Source organism: Flavobacterium aestuarii (assembly GCF_040049115.1).
Classification (GTDB): domain Bacteria; phylum Bacteroidota; class Bacteroidia; order Flavobacteriales; family Flavobacteriaceae; genus Flavobacterium; species Flavobacterium aestuarii.
Genome location: NZ_JBDLZZ010000012.1, coordinates 76,524 through 92,731, shown reverse-complemented (window position 1 = coordinate 92,731; position 16,208 = coordinate 76,524). Strand labels below are relative to the sequence as shown.

Sequence of the window (16,208 nt, the reverse complement as noted above, 5' to 3'; positions counted from 1 at the left end):
ATTCATTTCTTGCTTTTCCAAATAAATCCATCCAGAAGGTAATGAGTAAATTGTGGTACCGTCAATAGCGGTACCACTAAAAAATACCAGTTTGAAAAATCTTTTCCTGTACCTGAAAATTGTTCATTCCAAACTAAAATTTCCCAAAGATATTCTTCAGAAAAAGCAATAAAAATCAAGATTGCGATGAAGAATAAGAGCCCTTTGAAATGTTTGAAATAATGTAGCCAATTCAATTCTGCGACTGTTTTTTTATCGATTTCTTTCAGATAAATCAATGCCATATAAGGTATTCCGTGGGAAACTACATTGAGTAAAGTAAAAATTAAATCATTATTGAAATAAACGATTCCAAAATACCAGGACAAAATAGTTCCTACGATTATGGCGTTTTTTGGAATATTGAAATAGTTGGTTTTTACCCATAAATAGATTGTCCTAATAACATAAAAAAGGATTACAAAACCATAAATCCAGCTTAAAACAGTAATTAAAAAAGGATTTTGGAAATGCAAAAATTCATTTTCAATAAACCAGTTAAATTTTCTGGGTGCTGATAAAAACCAAAACAGCATGGGATAAATTGTGGCAGTGTAAATAATCAAGTTATCAATCCAAGCCCATTTTTTGGATTCATTTCGGGCATATAAGCGCATAAAACCATATTGCTGTCGAATGAAGTGGAAGACGGCGATATAAGCCAATACCGACCAAAAAACACTGCTTCCAAAAGAAAACAAAAACATTCCAATTAGAAAACACAAAATTGGCAATCCAATCAATAACTTTTTCCTTTTTTGAAATTCCTCAGCCACAAAATAAGTTTTAAATAAAGTGGCATAAACATGAGCCACATCAATAAAAACAATCAGAAAAAGCCAGGTATAAAACGAATATTCGTCCTCGATTTGGCGGAGTTGGTTTTGGAATAAAAACACAATGGCAACCACCACAAAAGAAGGTAGCAGTATAAACAAACTGTCTGTTTTTGGTTTATGAATCCAAGGCTGTTCCATCAATCATTGTGTTTACTGCGTTAATTCCCTGATGAAAAGCTTCTTCAAAAATAGAGATTCCTGATAAATCACTATGAGCAAAATAGATTTTGTCTGCAATGGGCTGAGAGGCTTCTTTTTTGGCTTTGCCATAAATAAAATTCGGAACAGGACTTATCATTCCGTGTCCCAAAATATGAATTTCAATACTTTCAGTGGCCAGTTCTATGGTGGGATGAGCTATTTTTAAATCATCAAAAACCATCTGTTTCCAATATTCTTTTGGTTTTTTATATAATTCCCTGCGTGTTTTTTTTAAATCGGCAGAGGAAAAACTATAGTAGTATGTAATTACTTTTTTGTCTTGTATTTGTTGTAAAGATTGTTGTTGATCATATACATATCCCAAACCTTTCGATCCATAAATTACATTGTCCCAACACAGCGGAAAACTGCCATTATCTGTTAAATCCGATACTACCAAAGTAGCCAAAAGCCAAGGAGTATAATGAAAATTGGTAGCCAATTCTTTTCTGTTTTCCAACAAATATTGGTTTACAAACTGAGGCGTTGCCAGCAAAATTTTATCGGCTGTTATGGCGATTGAGGTTTTGGTTTTATTGTCAAAAACTTTTGCGACAGCTTTATTGTTATTGCTTTCTATTTGGTAAACCAGATGATTTTTAAGCGATTTTCCTTTTACATATTTATGCAAATGATGGGCTAACCGCGAATTTCCTTCTGGCCATGTTAATACCGTGTCTTGTTTGTTTTCGGAAGCATTTTGTTTTCTTCCTGCAAAATAATGAATGCCGGCATAAGCAGAAACATAGTTAATTCCCAAACCAAAATCATCTTTGCAACAATAATCAATATAATTAAAAAGAGGTTGGGATGTAAAATGATTCCGATCAAACCATTCTTTCATCGTAATGGAATCCAGTTCTTTTACTTCGTTATTTTGGGAGGATTCAGCGAGCGGAATCATAAACCAATATTTCCCCTGTTCGTCTTTTTTTATTCTAAAATCATCCATTAATTTAAAAAATCGGACTAATTCCGTATCTTCCTGAATTGTATTTCCTGCCTTTGGAACAATTCCATCCTGCCAGTTATTTTTAATAAACAAACGTTCATCAGGAGCAAAAGTGAGCTGTGTTTCATCAAATTTTGGGAAACCCTTGGAGTCATAACCCAATATGATTTTTTCTTCTTCCAAAAATTCCAATAAGGCTTTATCTTCTAAATTAGGCAAAGGCAGATAATGGGCACCTAATGGATATTTGGAGTATTTATTTTCTCCATTGGATGAATTTCCGCCCAAATGATCTTCTAATTCAACCATCAGAAAATCAGTAATTCCTCTTTTGGTCAATTGTCTGGAGGCACTTAAACCTGAAATTCCGCCACCTACAATTAAATAAGGAATTGAAATTTCCTGTGTTGGTTTAGGAAAATTTTGGACCCGAAGCCGATGACCCAAAATATGGTTGGTTCCGGATAACCGAATTAATAAAGTAACCACTTTTTCTTTGCAGGCATCCAAAAAAGGAACAACCAGCAAGGAAGTTGCAATTATTTTGAAGAAATTCCTTCGTGAATTATTGTAATTTTCCCCATTCTTCATCGAAATAGCGTACTAAAATTTGGTTGTCTAATCGATTGATTTCTATGTCTTTTGAAATCATATCCTGAGAAAAATAATTGAATTTATCAAATTGATAATTGTAAAAACGGAGGTTATTCAATTTTCGGTTTACTGTATTGAAAGTGGTTCCAAAGCCGTTAATGGCAATGGTATAACCCCATTCGCCAAACGAAGGAACATAGGCGTGATAAGCATCTGCCTGCGGAAAAACCTGCATCACCGTTTTATTGATACACCAAAATGATTTAGGAGCAAAATACGGGGAAGTGGTCTGAATCACTGCAACCGCATCTGGATTTAATAGTTTTTGGACGGTGGCATAAAAGTTAAGCGAATATAATTTTCCCAAACTATAATTGGACGGATCGGGAAAATCGATAATCACCACATCAAATTTTTCGGTGCAGTTTTTGGCCCAAATGTAGGCGTCTTTGTTGTAAACGGTGACTTTAGGATTGTTGAGCGAATTTTTATTAAATCCGGTTAATATGGTATTGGTTTTGAACATTTTGGTCATTCCTTCATCCAAATCTACGAGGGTAATTTTTTTAACGTCCTTATATTTCAATATTTCTCTGACTGCCAGTCCATCTCCACCACCAAGAACCAAAACATTAGTCACATTTTTTGCCATCGATAGGGCAGGATGTACCAAGGCTTCGTGATAGCGGTATTCATCCGCGGAGCTAAACTGTAGATTGTTGTTGAGGTACAGCCGGTAATCGTTTTTATTGTGTGTCAAAACGATTCTTTGATAAGGGGTTGTGTTGGTATAAATGATGTTTTCACCATACAATTTTCCTTCTGAAAAGGATAAAATTTTGTCCGAGAAAATAAAAACGACCAGTAAAAATAAAAACGACAGTATTGCTTTGCTTCTTAAAAAGTATATTTTTTTCAATTCCTTTTTGAGCATAAAACACAATGCGATGGCAATGGAAACATTAATCATTCCGAAAAACAGGGAAGTACCCATAATGCCAAGTTTTGGCACTAAAATCAATGGAAATAAAATGGATGCTAACAATGCTCCTATATAATCAAAGGTAAAAACATTGGAAACCAAATCCCTAAATTCGACTTTGTCTTTCAGGATATTCATCAACAGCGGAATTTCTAATCCCACCAGACATCCGGTTACGAAAACCAGAAAGTAAAGTATAAACTGAAACGAATAAATGCTTTCGAAAAGCAAAAATAAAATTACGGAGCTTAATCCTCCAATCAATCCAACCAAAATTTCAATTTCAACAAAAGTGTTGAGCAGATTCTTGGTCAAAAATTTTGAGAAATACGAGCCAATCCCCATCGAAAAAAGATAGACTCCAATGATGAAAGAGAATTGTTTTACCGAATCGCCTAATAAGTAACTTGCCAAAGTTCCGGCCACCAGTTCGTAAACCAGTCCGCAGGTGGCAATGGTAAATACGGCAAAAAGCAGTAAATATTCAAATTTTAATAGCTTTTTACCCATGAATCGCTGCGCTAATAATCATTGAAATACCAATGATAAAGGATGCCAAAACAATTGCCAAAGCCACGTTATTATTTTTTGAAATTTGATTCCATGTATTTTCGGGGGTTAATTTTTCGAGGATAAAATAAGCTATCAATAGAATGACAATTCCTAAAAGCGAAAATACAATTGAAGCTAAAACGGGTTTCATTGTTAAAATATCCATAGTGTTTTGGTTTTAATTATTTGTGGTAAAAATGATTAATGCTTCTTCCGGCGGAGGTAGGTTTGTAATTTTCTGTCGATTCGCAGTCGCAAATCCTGCTTCCGGTTTCGTTATAATAAACAAAAAGACCGTAGAAAAACAATCCCACCAGGAGCAAGAGATAATTGGCTTTAATAAAAGGTATAATTTTTTCCATACAATTAGTTGTTATTCATTCCATCTTCGTTCTTCAAAATTTTTGTCGAGATAATACATCCCGATAACAAACACGATCATAAATATACAAACCAGCCATACATTTCTGTTGGACGGACTTGACCAAGTTGCCTGAATTTGAATGGATTGGTTGAGGGAATCTTCAGTTGCTTTCATCGGTGTGACTGAAAGATGGTATTTGCCTTCGGCAACACCACATATATTGAACTCTTCGGTTGTATTTCCTTCTGTCCAGTTTTCTCCGTCCGTATAACCGTGGTAGTATTCAATGTCTTTATTTGCATAGATTTCTTCGCCCGTCATTTCGTTTATCAACGCTACTTGTACATTGGCCCAAGAATTATCAACATTGGAATGAACCCTTATGGATAGCGGTGCAGCGCTTCCCTTCAAAGTGAAGGATGGCGTTACATAATCTTTGGTGGTAAATTGGTCAAAAGGAATTTCGGTATTCAGCACATTTTGTTCGACACGGTCTTTATTCAAAATCCAATTGGTAATCAGAATTAATAAAGCGACAAAACAGAATGTTAAGGCTAAATTTTTAATATTGAATATAAATGGCTGTACTTGTCCGATGCCTCTTTTTGACGGTAAATTAGACACGCCAAATGCTTTTTTAATTTCGCTTTTCGAAATGTGTTTTCCTAAGAAAGCGGTTTGTTCATGACCGCATTTTTCAAAAGAAAGCATTAATGGTGGATTGATATATTCAATTAATTCAATCTTGTCAAAAACATCAAAATCAAAAAATCCCTGAGCAGCAATTAGTGTTGGATAGTAATAATCGTATCTGTCATAGGTGATGCTTTCGTGTTCTACAGTCAATGGATGGTTTCCTACTTTGGTTTTAAACTCTATTTCGGTCAAAATAATCCAATGTCCTGCTGCTTCAGACAGGTATAAATAATTGCCTTGTTTTCCTTCCAGAATATATTCAGCCCATTCGAATCCTTTATTTTGCTTAATCAGGATTCCAATAATTTTATATTCTTTTTCGTCAAAAACAGCTGTTTGACCTAATCCTAATTTTTCGTCAAAAGAATATGGCTTACGTTTATTATAAAATTTGAGTCCTGCTTCAGTGTTTTTGTAAACAGAAGTACAGTTGGGACAGGCAAAATTTGTTACTTCAAAAGTAACATCCAGAGCTGTAGTCGTGTTGCAGTTATAACAAGGTACCGTCATATGCTATCGGTTAATTTCGAAATCTTTTAAAACTTTGGCATCAAAATACTTGATATAGGCAGCAGTAATCTCTTTTACCTTATCGGTATTATCCTGAAGGTAGTTACACAAATAAACATCCAAAGTCAATTGTTTAAATTCGGGCCAGGTATGAATGCAGATATGTGATTCTTTTAAACAGATGGCAATGGTAAAACTATTGTTGTCAAAATCATGCTGACTGATGCCTACTTTTTCTAAATTGTATTTTAAAATTAATTCTTCAGAAAAAGCTATAAAATTCCCGCTGGAAATTAATTTTTCTTTTTGCTGAACTTCTAGGGTAACTAATTTGTGGAGACCTGGAGAATAGGTATTGTGAATCATTCAACAATTACTTTTTTACTAAAGTAGAATTTTTATTCATAATTATTTATTTTATAAAGACCTGATTTTTGCTGATTGTAATCAGCAATGAAAAGCTGAAGTATAGCATCAGTTTCAATCATTGGTATAAAGGATGATGGCAAAGCCCATAAATAAAAAAAACGGAGCCCAAATTATTTGCCCCCCGTTTTTTTTAAAGCTGGATAACTCCTCCAACATTAAAACTGCCACCAGAATTAGTGATGTTTGCACTACTGGCCTTATTGATATTAGTTAAGCCTGCGAAAGCTTGATAGTCAAGTAAAATACCAAATCTCTCAGTAACTTCAATTTTGTACCCAATTCCAAAAGACAGCCCTAATTGAAATGATTCGATATCGCTCTGAGGTATTTCCATAGTAGTTCCTGCAGCATCAACTTCTGCATTTAATAAAAATGAAGGGCTGAATCCAAAATTTAAATTCCATTTTCGGGTACTGCCAAAGTGCCAGTTGGCATTTATTGGTTTAATTTATCTTTCCATACACCTCCTATATAATCGTATTCAGCTCCCATTTTGTCAAAAGCTAATCCCGAACGTAAACTCCATCTATCATTGAAATAATAGTCAGCCGATGCGCCAAATGACACTCCAGTAGTTGAGTCAGTACTTTCTCCCTCATTGTTTTCTCCAAACGATGAATATCCAATTTTTGGTGTAATTTCAATAGTCCCTTTATCTTTAATTTGAGCGATTGCACTCATAAAAGAAATTAGGGCAACAAAAGGTAGTAAAATTTTTTTCATTTTTAATTGTAGTTTTTTGGTTAAAATTTCGGCGTGAATGTACTAAGCAAAAGTTTAATAAACAACGAAAACAAGAAAAATCTTAATTATTTTTTATACACAATTTATCAAATAGGATTATTATTTTTGTATATAAAAAACTACAAACTAAACATAACTACGTATTTTTACTTAATAGCAAAAAATTGCGAATATCCAAAAGCAGCTGTTCTAAGTAGAGGGAGAAATTAGGGATGTCAATTTTTCAGCCTTCATTTATAAAAAATACACAACAAAAGCCTCTTTTTTTGAAGTGAAAGGAAGGCTTGATCGGAACTGCTAATTATTATTTATTGCGAAAAACTTATACATTTACTTAAAATAAAGACAGTTACAGTAAAATATTTACTGATTTTGAGATTTAGCCGATATTTATTCATTGAATGGAACGATTGGTTTTTGTGGTATTAAGTAAAAAACAATAGATAGCTACAGATGAAAGAGAATCAAGCCATTTGCAATAGTTGTAGTAATGATAATTGTTTTATCAGAAAGCATATTCATTTGCCCAACATGCAAAGTTATATAGAGAAAAAGCACAGTTTTACCTGCAAGAAAGCACAGCAGTTTATTATTGAGGGAGCGCCAATTCAAGGGCTTTATTTCGTGCAAAAAGGCAAAGTGAAAACCGTGAAAACAGGAATCAACGGAAGGGAACAAATTGTTCGTTTTACTACTGATGGTGACACCGTTGGTTTCAGGGGATTTGGTACAAGCAATCGCTATTTGATAGGCGCTTATGCCTTGGAAGACACTGTTTTGTGTAATTTTAATAATGAGGTAATGATGGATATTCTTAAGCATGTTCCTGAGTTCACATATGATATGATGCTTTTTTATGCCGAGGAATTGAACAAGAGCGAGAACAATATCCGCAAGATTGCCCACATGAACGTGAGAGAACGCGTGATTGACACCTTATTGTATATTCATCGAAAATTTGGCCAAACCAACGACTTGATTAATATTGATTTGTCCCGAAAAGAAATTGCCGATTTTGCCGGAACTACCGAAGAGCAAGTAACTCGTGTAATTTCGAGTTTGAAGAGAGAGGAATTGATAAAAACAGTCGGAAAGAAAATTGGATTACAGAAAATAAGCAAAATGCAATCGGAAATTATGGAACATAAGTATGTCTAAGTAGTTTTAGATTATGTGTGTTAGATTTAAAAGCCCTTTTTGGGCTTTTTTTTATGGAAAATAAATATCGTTTTTTATTTTTTTCTGATAGGTAATTTATAAGTAAAAGGTTTAGACAAAATAGAAGTATAATAAACCCAGTAAATAGGGTACTTTATAAAAATAATTTGCGAAAACGCAGTAAATTTTTTGCCATCAGAATATTTTTTACTGTGTAAAAAAGAGGTTTTAAGCTGTAAAAAACAAATACGTAAGTATAAATACGTATGTAAATTTGCTTCATACTAATCAAAACCTATTTGTCATGCAAAAGATTACAACAGGAATACAAAAAATAAAAGCATTAAAGGAAAGCAGGAATTCAAAATCAATTTTATTAGGACTAACAATAACATTGTTTGGTTCATCAGTAGCAAATGCACAGCTGACTGCTACAGGACAATTCAGACCAAGAACAGAGTTCAGAGACGGATACAGTACATTGCAGGCAAAAGATGCAGAGACTGCAGCTTTCACTTCACAAAGAACAAGATTAAATGTTGGATTCACAGGATACAGATTCAAATTTTTTGCAGCGATTCAGGATGTTCGCGTTTGGGGACAGGATGCTTCAACAATAAACAGAGTAACAACTGCTGAGAATAACGGTGTACAATTACACGAAGCTTGGGGGGAAATTATGCTGAATGACACGATAAGCAGCATTCAAAATCTTTCTTTAAAAATAGGACGTCAGGAAATTTCATACGATGATCAAAAGGTTATTGGAGGTCTTGACTGGTTACAGCAGGCACGTTACCACGATGCGGTTGTCCTGAAATATTTCAACAAAGGATGGACTGCCGATTTTGGAGCAGCATTTAACCAAAACAAAGAATTATTAGCAGGAACAATTTACAATGGTGTTCCGGCTGCAACATCAGGCTATACAGCTGGTACAAACGGTTTAGGAACGAATTACAAATCACTTGAATATGTTTATCTGGCTAGAAAGTTTTTCTTTGGAGACATTTCCTTTTTATTCTTAAGTGATAATTTCAATAAATATACAAATGTAACTGAAGGAACTCCGCCGGTTACAACCAAAGTAAATGAGCAGGGAATCTGGACACGTAACACGACTGGTTTCTACTATAATGTGAATGCGACTAGAAAATTAAAATTTGAAGGAAGTGTATACCACCAATTTGGTCATGACAAAAACGGACGCAGTCTGAACAGTAATCTGGCTTCTATCACTTCGACTCTGCAAGTAGGAAGAAAACTGTTTGTAGGCCCTGGTATTGATTATTTATCAGGTAATGATGGGACAAAAGCCGTTACAGCGACTTCAGAGAACAATCAATTTGATCCGCTTTACGGAACACCTCACAAATTCTGGGGATATATGGATTACTTCTACGCTTCAAGCGGTTTTGGCTCACAAGGTCTGTTAAACTACTTTTTGAAAGCGAAATATAACCTGAAAGACAACCTGACTCTTTTTGCTGACGTTCACTGTTTTGAAGCAGGAAACACTTTATCTAACGGAGCAGGAGGAACACAAACCAGCTATTTAGGAACAGAGCTTGACTTGAAAATGTCTTACAACATGACCAAAATGATCAATATCGAAGCTGGATATTCTGTAATGCAGGCTACAAAATCAATGGCTTCGGCACAAGTTAAAGCAGTTGCCAATGCTAACCTTACTCCGCAATGGGCGTATGTAATGGTAAATATTAAACCAAATTTTTTAAATAAAAAGTAATTGAATTAACAATTAAAAAACTAAAAAAATGATACAGACTAAAAAACATATAGGAACTCTTTTTGCCCCATTGATGTTGATAATGTGTGCGGTTTTGTTTTCTTCTTTCACGGCAAAACCAAATCCGCCAGCGGGTGAACCTGTAAAATTAGGTTTTATTCCTTTAACCGACTGTTCGCCAATTGTAATGGCCAAAGAATTAGGTTTATTCAAAAAATACGGTGTTGAGGTGGTTGTTACCAAAGAAACATCCTGGGCCAATGTCCGTGACAAAATCCTGACAGGCGAATTAGACGGTGCACACTGTCTTTACACAATGCCTTTCTCAGTGTACACCGGAGTAGGAGGAAAAGCCGGTTCTGAAATGAAAATAGCCATGATGCTTAATGTAAATGGGCAAGCGATCACTTTGTCGAATGATTTTTGCGGAAAGGTTTCATTCAAACAAATGAACAAAGTGACGCCTGTCGTGGCTGCTAAACTAAAAGCCGAAAAGGAAGTGACTTTTGCGATGACTTTCCCAGGAGGAACTCATGATTTGTGGTTAAGAAACTGGATGTCATTGGCAGGTTTAAACCAAAAAGCGGTAAAAATCATCACTATTCCGCCTCCGCAAATGGTAGCCAACATGAAAGTGGGCAACATGGACGGATATTGCGTAGGCGAACCTTGGGGCGGTGTTGCCGTAAAACAGGGAATTGGTTTTACACAAATCGCTTCTCAGGATATCTGGAAAGACCACCCGGAAAAAGCACTGGTTGTAAACAAAGACTTTAGTAATTCACGACGCGAAGATTTGAAGAAAGTAATGAAAGCCATCATGGAAGCCTGTATCTGGCTTGATAATCCTGCCAACCGCAAGAAAGCCGCAGCTATCATTGGGAAAGCACCTTATGTAAACGCTCCAGCCGATGTTATCGAAGCAAGATTAATGGGAGATTACAATTTAGGCTGTAATCAAGGGACCGAAGTTTATGACAAAGACTATATGCTTTTTTACAAAGGGGGAACAGTAAATTACCCTCGCAAATCCTACGGAATCTGGGCAATGGCACAATTTGTACGATTTGGATATCTGAAAGAAGAACCAAATTATCAAGCAATCGCCGATAAATTAATTCTTCAGGATTTATACGAAGAAGTGGCCAAGAGCATGAAAATTAAAATCCCTGCAGACGACATGAAACCGTTTTCTCTAACCATGGACAAAACCGTTTTCAATCCAGCAAATCCATCAGCATATTTAAAAGTGGTGAAACATTAGAAAAAGAAGCTAAGATTCTAAGTCTTTTAAAAACCTTAGAAACTCAGTATCTTAAAAAATAATAATTAGGGCGTGACCCCGCGGAAAAAGGGGCTTACTTTTAGAAATAAATATTCAGCCCCTTTTTTCCGCGGGGTCGGGCTATCCGCGCTACTTCGGTAGCTTGCTCCTATCCCTCACGCGTTCGTAAAAGCTTAGAAACTCAGATTTTTAGCAACTTAGTAACTTAAAAAAAATAATTATGTCAAATTCAACTACAGCAGCAATAGAAACAGAAGCGATAGCAGGAAGCAATCCTCTTCTAAAAACTTTTGGTAAAGTAATTAAGAAAAAAAGCCTCAAAAAAGCCTCACGTTATATAATTGAAAAAGCAAAATCAATTGCATTTGCCTGTATTGGACTGGCTGTTTTCTGTGGATTTTGGGCTGCATTAAGTATTTATACAAAAGAAGCTCTTCCAAGTCCGTTAGCAACGTTAAAAGTATTGTACGAAATGCTAAGCGACCCATTTTACGATTACGGTCCGAACGATAAAGGGATTGGACTGCAGCTGTTTGTTTCGATAAAAACCGTTTTGACCGGATTTTTGTTGGGTTCTTTATTTGCAATTCCTTTCGGAATTCTGATTGGAGCCAGCTCATTTTTCAAAAAAATATTTTATCCGATTGTTCAGTTCTTGAAACCGGTTTCGCCTTTGGCTTGGTTCCCAATAGGTTTGGTGGTTTTCAAAGACACGGGATTGGCAACTATATTCATCGTGTTTATCACTTCGCTGTGGTCTACGCTGATTAACACGGCTTTTGGAGTGGGAACGATTCCGCAGGATCATAAAAATGTAGCCAAAGCTTTTGGTTTCTCAAAATGGAGGTATTTATCCAAAGTGGTTTTTCCATATACCTTGCCTCATATTATCACAGGATTGCGATTGAGTATCAGTGTGGCGTGGCTGGTGATTGTTGCCGGCGAAATGTTATCAGGTGGTGCAGGAATTGGATTTTTTGTATGGGACAGCTGGAATGCATTGAGCTTGGAAAAAGTGATTTCAGCCATCATCATCATCGGATTTGTGGGAATTATTTTTGACGGATTTTTTACAATGATTGAGAATAAGGTATCGTATAAAGGGTGAAAAAGCTGCTAAGATACTAAGCCGCTAAGTTCTACTATTTATTGTAGCGCAGTATTATTAAGTTAAATGAAATCCAGAGGATTTCAATGTTTATAGAAATCAAATGTACACAAAACAGCAACCCCAGCGGGGTTGTACGATACAGACAAACAGATGACCCCGCTGGGGTCATTATCGAAATCGAATATTATTTCTATAAACATTAGATCTCGATGAGGTCTTAAAAAAACTAACTTAATGATATTGGAATTGGCTTAGAAACTCAGCATCTCAAAAACTTCTAAAAAAGCAGAATGTTGTTCTTTAGCCCCGATAGAAGTGGAAATCCTTGTTTGCCGGGGTTCGGCAAACAAGATTGAAACGGATAGCGGGAGGAAACTCTCAGATAAAAGACAAATGTTCTGCTCCAAAAAAAGCGTAGTCCCGATAGTTATCGGGATAGAATCTCAGAAACTATTAACATTTAAAATATATCGACATGAGCTATTTAGAAATAAAAGATTTGGAAATTTCTTTTCCAACACCAAAAGGAAAATATATTGCAGTAAGAGACATCAACCTTTCTATCAAAAAAGGTGAAATCATATCAATCATCGGGCATTCGGGCTGCGGAAAATCGACCATTATGAATGCGATAGGAGGGATGCTGACTCCAACAGGAGGTTCGGTCGTACTGGATGATAAAAATGTAAAAGGACCTGGTCCGGACCGTGGAATTGTTTTTCAGAACTATTCGCTTCTGCCTTGGCTGACAGTGGAAAACAATATTTTTCAGGCAGTGGATTCGGTTATGAACTGTTCTATTGAAGAGAAACATGAAATCGTGATCAAAAACCTGAAAATGGTGAATTTGTTTCAGCACAAAGATAAATTACCGGGACAGCTTTCGGGCGGGATGAAACAAAGGGTGGCCATTGCCAGAGCTTTTGCAATCAATCCGGGAGTATTGCTTATGGATGAACCTTTTGGCGCACTGGATGCTTTGACCAAAGGCGCTATGCAGCTGGAGGTTTTGAAATTATGGAACCTGAACAACAGAGAAAAAACAATCGTGATGATTACGCACGATATTGAGGAAGCCTTGTTTTTGTCTGACCGGATTGTGGTTCTGCATAATGGTCCGGCTTCTACCATCCGTGAAATCGTAACTGTAAATCTGCCAAGACCGCGAAATAAAATCGAAATCGTAAAAACTCCCGAATATATTGAACTGAGAGATCATTTATTGCATTTGCTGACCGATCACTTTTCTATTGAGGATATGGGAGTAACGTATAAAAGCTAGTTAATTTTGTTTGCCCAAAAAAGGTTTTTTCCAATGTTGAAAAGACCTTTTTTAAAATATAAAAATTCCAAACTCCATATGAATATATAGAGTTTGGAATTTTTATATTAGAAAGAATTTCTAAGAAAATTTATTCTTTAGTTTCTTCTTTTTTATCAGCTGGCTGATCGTCTTTGGCTGCGTTTTTAAATTCTTTAATACCGCTTCCTAAGCCTTTCATTAATTCTGGAATTTTTTTACCTCCAAAAAGTAATAAAACAACTGCCAATATAACAAGGATTTCTGTAAGTCCAAATCTTCCCATGATTCAATATTTAACGCCGTAGCAAATTTGTAATTATATAATGGACAAAGGTATATAGAATAAATTTATGAGCATTACTTTTAAACTGTTTTTTGTTTGAGATAGCGTTAAATATTTTATAAAATTACAGTGTTTGTAGTACAACTACTTATAAGAGGCAAGTGTTGACAACACTTTTAATTATTATATTTGTGACATAAATGCACATCATGCCTAAAAATCGATTAAAGAGAAAAAAATTTTGGGATAGATTATTAATCAAAAATCGATTGATAATTTTGAATGAAAATACTTTTGAGGAAATTTTTTCTTTTAAATTAAATATAATGAGCGTATTTGTCACGCTTACACTGGGCGCCATTTTTTTGATTTCAGCCACAACGATATTGATTGCTTTTACTCCACTACGGGAATTTATTCCTGGCTATTCTTCATCGGAACTAAAAAAAAACGCCACCGTTTTAGCCCTAAAATCGGATTCTCTTTCGAAAGCTTTAAAGAAAAACGAATTGTATATCAAGTCCATTCAAAAGGTGTTGACGGGCGAATTAGAATATGCCAAATTCAATAAAGATTCTATACTTTCAAGCACTGAAGAAACAGTGGAACCAGTAGATTTATCTCCATCAAAAAACGAAATAGAATTGAGAAAAAGAGTGAAGGAAGAAGAGAATATCTCAACAGTTTCACCAAACGGAAAGAGTCAAAAAACTAAAAAATAATCCGTATGTTCCTAATTATAAAGAACAGCACAATTTTAAAATAAACCCCAACATAATGTCACTAAAATCAATTGCGGCAAAAATATTTGCCCAAAGAATACATAAGAAAACGCAGGCCTGGGCCAATTCACCTGTTGAAACCCAGAAAGCTGTTTTTCAAAATTTAATAGAAGAAGCAAAGCTGACTGAATTTGGGAAAGACCATCATTTTGATGAAATAAAAACATACGAAGATTTTGCAAAACAAGTTCCTATTCGGGATTATGAAGCCTTGAAACCGTATGTGGACAGAGTTGTTAAGGGGGAAGAAAATATTCTTTGGAAAGGAAAACCGCTGTATTTTGCCAAGACTTCGGGGACAACTTCGGGTGCCAAATACATTCCGCTGACCAAGGAATCGATGCCGTTTCATATTCAGGCTGCCAGAAATGCCATTTTAAATTATATTCACGAAACAGGAAATGCCAGTTTTGTAAACGGAAAAATGATTTTCCTGCAGGGAAGCCCCATTCTGGATGAAAAAAACGGAATAAAACTAGGAAGACTGTCTGGAATTGTGGCGCATTTTGTTCCAAAATACCTCCAGAAAAACCGTCTGCCTTCTTGGGAAACCAATTGTATTGAAGATTGGGAAACCAAAGTTAATGCGATTGTCGGAGAAACTATCAATGAGGATATGTCTGTGATTTCGGGGATTCCATCCTGGGTGCAGATGTATTTTGAAAAACTGCAGCAAAGAGCAGGAAAACCAGTTGGAGAGATTTTCAAGAATTTCAATCTGTTTATTTATGGCGGCGTTAATTATGAACCGTATAGAGCCAAATTTGAAAATCTTATAGGAAGAAAAGTTGACAGTATTGAGCTGTTTCCCGCTTCGGAAGGTTTTTTTGCTTATCAGGATTCTCAAAAGGAAAAGGGAATGTTACTGCTGATGCATTCAGGAATTTTTTATGAGTTTATAAAAGCAGATGAATTTTATTTGGAAAACCCAAAACGATATACGATTGGCGAAGTGGAACTGGGTGTAAATTATGTTTTGATTATTTCAACCAATGCAGGACTTTGGGGATACAACATAGGTGACACGGTTCAGTTTACCTCTTTGAAACCATACCGCGTTATTGTTTCGGGAAGAATCAAGCATTATATTTCGGCTTTTGGAGAACATGTTATTGGGAAAGAAGTGGAACATGCTCTGCAGGAAGCAATGGAAGGAACCAGCGTGAGAGTCAATGAATTTACCGTTGCGCCTCAAATCACTCCTGCTGAAGGCCTGCCGTATCATGAATGGTTTATCGAATTTGAGAATGAACCGGAGGATTTTAACTCTTTTGCGGAAGCGCTGGACAATGCCATGCGTAAACAGAATATTTATTACGACGATTTGATCGTTGGTCATGTTTTGAAAAAATTAGTTATTACCAAAGTTGCCAAAAACGGTTTTCAAGACTATATGAAATCAATAGGGAAATTGGGCGGGCAAAATAAGATTCCGAGGTTAAGCAATGACAGGAAAATAGCGGATGAATTACCGTTATAAAATCAAACACTTTTTCAACGTACTGAAAATAAAGCACTATTTTTCCTTTATAACGGAAAAAACCAGACGTTTTTGAATAAAAGTTAAACGTACAGTATGATTTGCAAAGGATTTTAAATAGTTACAATTCTATAATATTAATGAAGAGAACAAA

17 protein-coding genes are annotated in these 16,208 nt (G+C 35.5%); 7 read left to right on the top strand and 10 right to left on the bottom strand.

Annotated elements, in window-relative coordinates:
- Nucleotides 1–2 precede the first annotated feature (2 nt).
- The 9 genes from ABEG11_RS13385 to ABEG11_RS13345 form a co-directional block, all read right to left on the bottom strand.
- Nucleotides 3–1,016 carry a hypothetical protein gene (locus ABEG11_RS13385; RefSeq protein WP_348824670.1) on the bottom strand — a complete coding sequence of 338 codons (1,014 nt, stop codon included), beginning with the start codon at nucleotides 1,014–1,016 and terminating at the stop codon, nucleotides 3–5.
- The gene (locus tag ABEG11_RS13380) at nucleotides 994–2,622 is read right to left on the bottom strand and encodes an NAD(P)/FAD-dependent oxidoreductase (protein ID WP_348824669.1); all 1,629 of its coding nucleotides are present in this window, start codon (nucleotides 2,620–2,622) and stop codon (nucleotides 994–996) included. Before ABEG11_RS13380 ends, ABEG11_RS13385 begins: the two co-directional genes overlap by 23 nt.
- Nucleotides 2,597–4,117, bottom strand: a complete 1,521-nt coding sequence (locus ABEG11_RS13375) for a polyamine aminopropyltransferase (protein WP_348824668.1) — start codon at nucleotides 4,115–4,117, stop codon at nucleotides 2,597–2,599. Before ABEG11_RS13375 ends, ABEG11_RS13380 begins: the two co-directional genes overlap by 26 nt.
- The gene (locus tag ABEG11_RS13370) at nucleotides 4,110–4,325 is read right to left on the bottom strand and encodes a DUF350 domain-containing protein (RefSeq protein WP_348824667.1); all 216 of its coding nucleotides are present in this window, start codon (nucleotides 4,323–4,325) and stop codon (nucleotides 4,110–4,112) included. Before ABEG11_RS13370 ends, ABEG11_RS13375 begins: the two co-directional genes overlap by 8 nt.
- Nucleotides 4,326–4,341: 16 nt before the next feature.
- Nucleotides 4,342–4,521: a hypothetical protein gene (locus ABEG11_RS13365; RefSeq protein WP_348824666.1), complete on the bottom strand. Its 180-nt coding sequence runs from the start codon at nucleotides 4,519–4,521 to the stop codon at nucleotides 4,342–4,344.
- Nucleotides 4,522–4,532: 11 nt separating this feature from the next.
- Nucleotides 4,533–5,729, bottom strand: coding sequence for a DUF4178 domain-containing protein (locus tag ABEG11_RS13360; RefSeq protein ID WP_348824665.1), 1,197 nt, complete (start codon nucleotides 5,727–5,729; stop codon nucleotides 4,533–4,535).
- Between the two features lie 3 nt (nucleotides 5,730–5,732).
- Complete coding sequence (locus ABEG11_RS13355) at nucleotides 5,733–6,095, bottom strand: S-adenosylmethionine decarboxylase family protein (protein WP_348824664.1); 363 nt, start codon at nucleotides 6,093–6,095, stop codon at nucleotides 5,733–5,735.
- 193 nt (nucleotides 6,096–6,288) lie between these two features.
- The gene (locus ABEG11_RS13350) at nucleotides 6,289–6,597 is read right to left on the bottom strand and encodes an outer membrane beta-barrel protein (RefSeq protein WP_348824703.1); all 309 of its coding nucleotides are present in this window, start codon (nucleotides 6,595–6,597) and stop codon (nucleotides 6,289–6,291) included.
- A complete protein-coding gene (locus ABEG11_RS13345; RefSeq protein WP_348824663.1) occupies nucleotides 6,594–6,839 on the bottom strand; it encodes a porin family protein in 246 nt (81 codons plus the stop codon). The genes ABEG11_RS13350 and ABEG11_RS13345 overlap by 4 nt, the downstream gene beginning before the upstream one ends.
- A gap of 516 nt (nucleotides 6,840–7,355) precedes the next feature.
- Between ABEG11_RS13345 and ABEG11_RS13340 the strand changes: the two genes are divergently transcribed.
- The 5 genes from ABEG11_RS13340 (at nucleotide 7,356) to ABEG11_RS13320 (ending at nucleotide 13,488) form a co-directional block, all read left to right on the top strand.
- The gene (locus tag ABEG11_RS13340; RefSeq protein ID WP_348824662.1) at nucleotides 7,356–8,060 is read left to right on the top strand and encodes a Crp/Fnr family transcriptional regulator; all 705 of its coding nucleotides are present in this window, start codon (nucleotides 7,356–7,358) and stop codon (nucleotides 8,058–8,060) included.
- 304 nt (nucleotides 8,061–8,364) lie between these two features.
- On the top strand, nucleotides 8,365–9,810 hold the full coding sequence (locus tag ABEG11_RS13335; RefSeq protein ID WP_348824661.1) for an alginate export family protein: 1,446 nt from the start codon (nucleotides 8,365–8,367) through the stop codon (nucleotides 9,808–9,810).
- 28 nt (nucleotides 9,811–9,838) lie between these two features.
- A complete protein-coding gene (locus tag ABEG11_RS13330; protein ID WP_348824660.1) occupies nucleotides 9,839–11,074 on the top strand; it encodes a CmpA/NrtA family ABC transporter substrate-binding protein in 1,236 nt (411 codons plus the stop codon).
- Between the two features lie 241 nt (nucleotides 11,075–11,315).
- The gene (ntrB, locus tag ABEG11_RS13325) at nucleotides 11,316–12,203 is read left to right on the top strand and encodes a nitrate ABC transporter permease (RefSeq protein ID WP_348824659.1); all 888 of its coding nucleotides are present in this window, start codon (nucleotides 11,316–11,318) and stop codon (nucleotides 12,201–12,203) included.
- A 478-nt stretch (nucleotides 12,204–12,681) separates the two neighbouring features.
- On the top strand, nucleotides 12,682–13,488 hold the full coding sequence (locus ABEG11_RS13320; RefSeq protein WP_348824658.1) for an ABC transporter ATP-binding protein: 807 nt from the start codon (nucleotides 12,682–12,684) through the stop codon (nucleotides 13,486–13,488).
- Between the two features lie 130 nt (nucleotides 13,489–13,618).
- Here ABEG11_RS13320 and tatA read toward each other — a convergent pair whose 3' ends face one another.
- Nucleotides 13,619–13,792 carry a twin-arginine translocase TatA/TatE family subunit gene (gene tatA, locus ABEG11_RS13315; RefSeq protein WP_315200408.1) on the bottom strand — a complete coding sequence of 58 codons (174 nt, stop codon included), beginning with the start codon at nucleotides 13,790–13,792 and terminating at the stop codon, nucleotides 13,619–13,621.
- Nucleotides 13,793–14,118: 326 nt separating this feature from the next.
- Between tatA and ABEG11_RS13310 the strand changes: the two genes are divergently transcribed.
- Entirely contained in the window at nucleotides 14,119–14,514 is a 396-nt protein-coding gene (locus tag ABEG11_RS13310; protein WP_348824657.1) for a peptidase, read from the top strand.
- A 55-nt stretch (nucleotides 14,515–14,569) separates the two neighbouring features.
- Nucleotides 14,570–16,054, top strand: coding sequence for a GH3 auxin-responsive promoter family protein (locus ABEG11_RS13305; RefSeq protein WP_348824656.1), 1,485 nt, complete (start codon nucleotides 14,570–14,572; stop codon nucleotides 16,052–16,054).
- The last annotated feature ends 154 nt before the right edge of the window (nucleotides 16,055–16,208 follow it).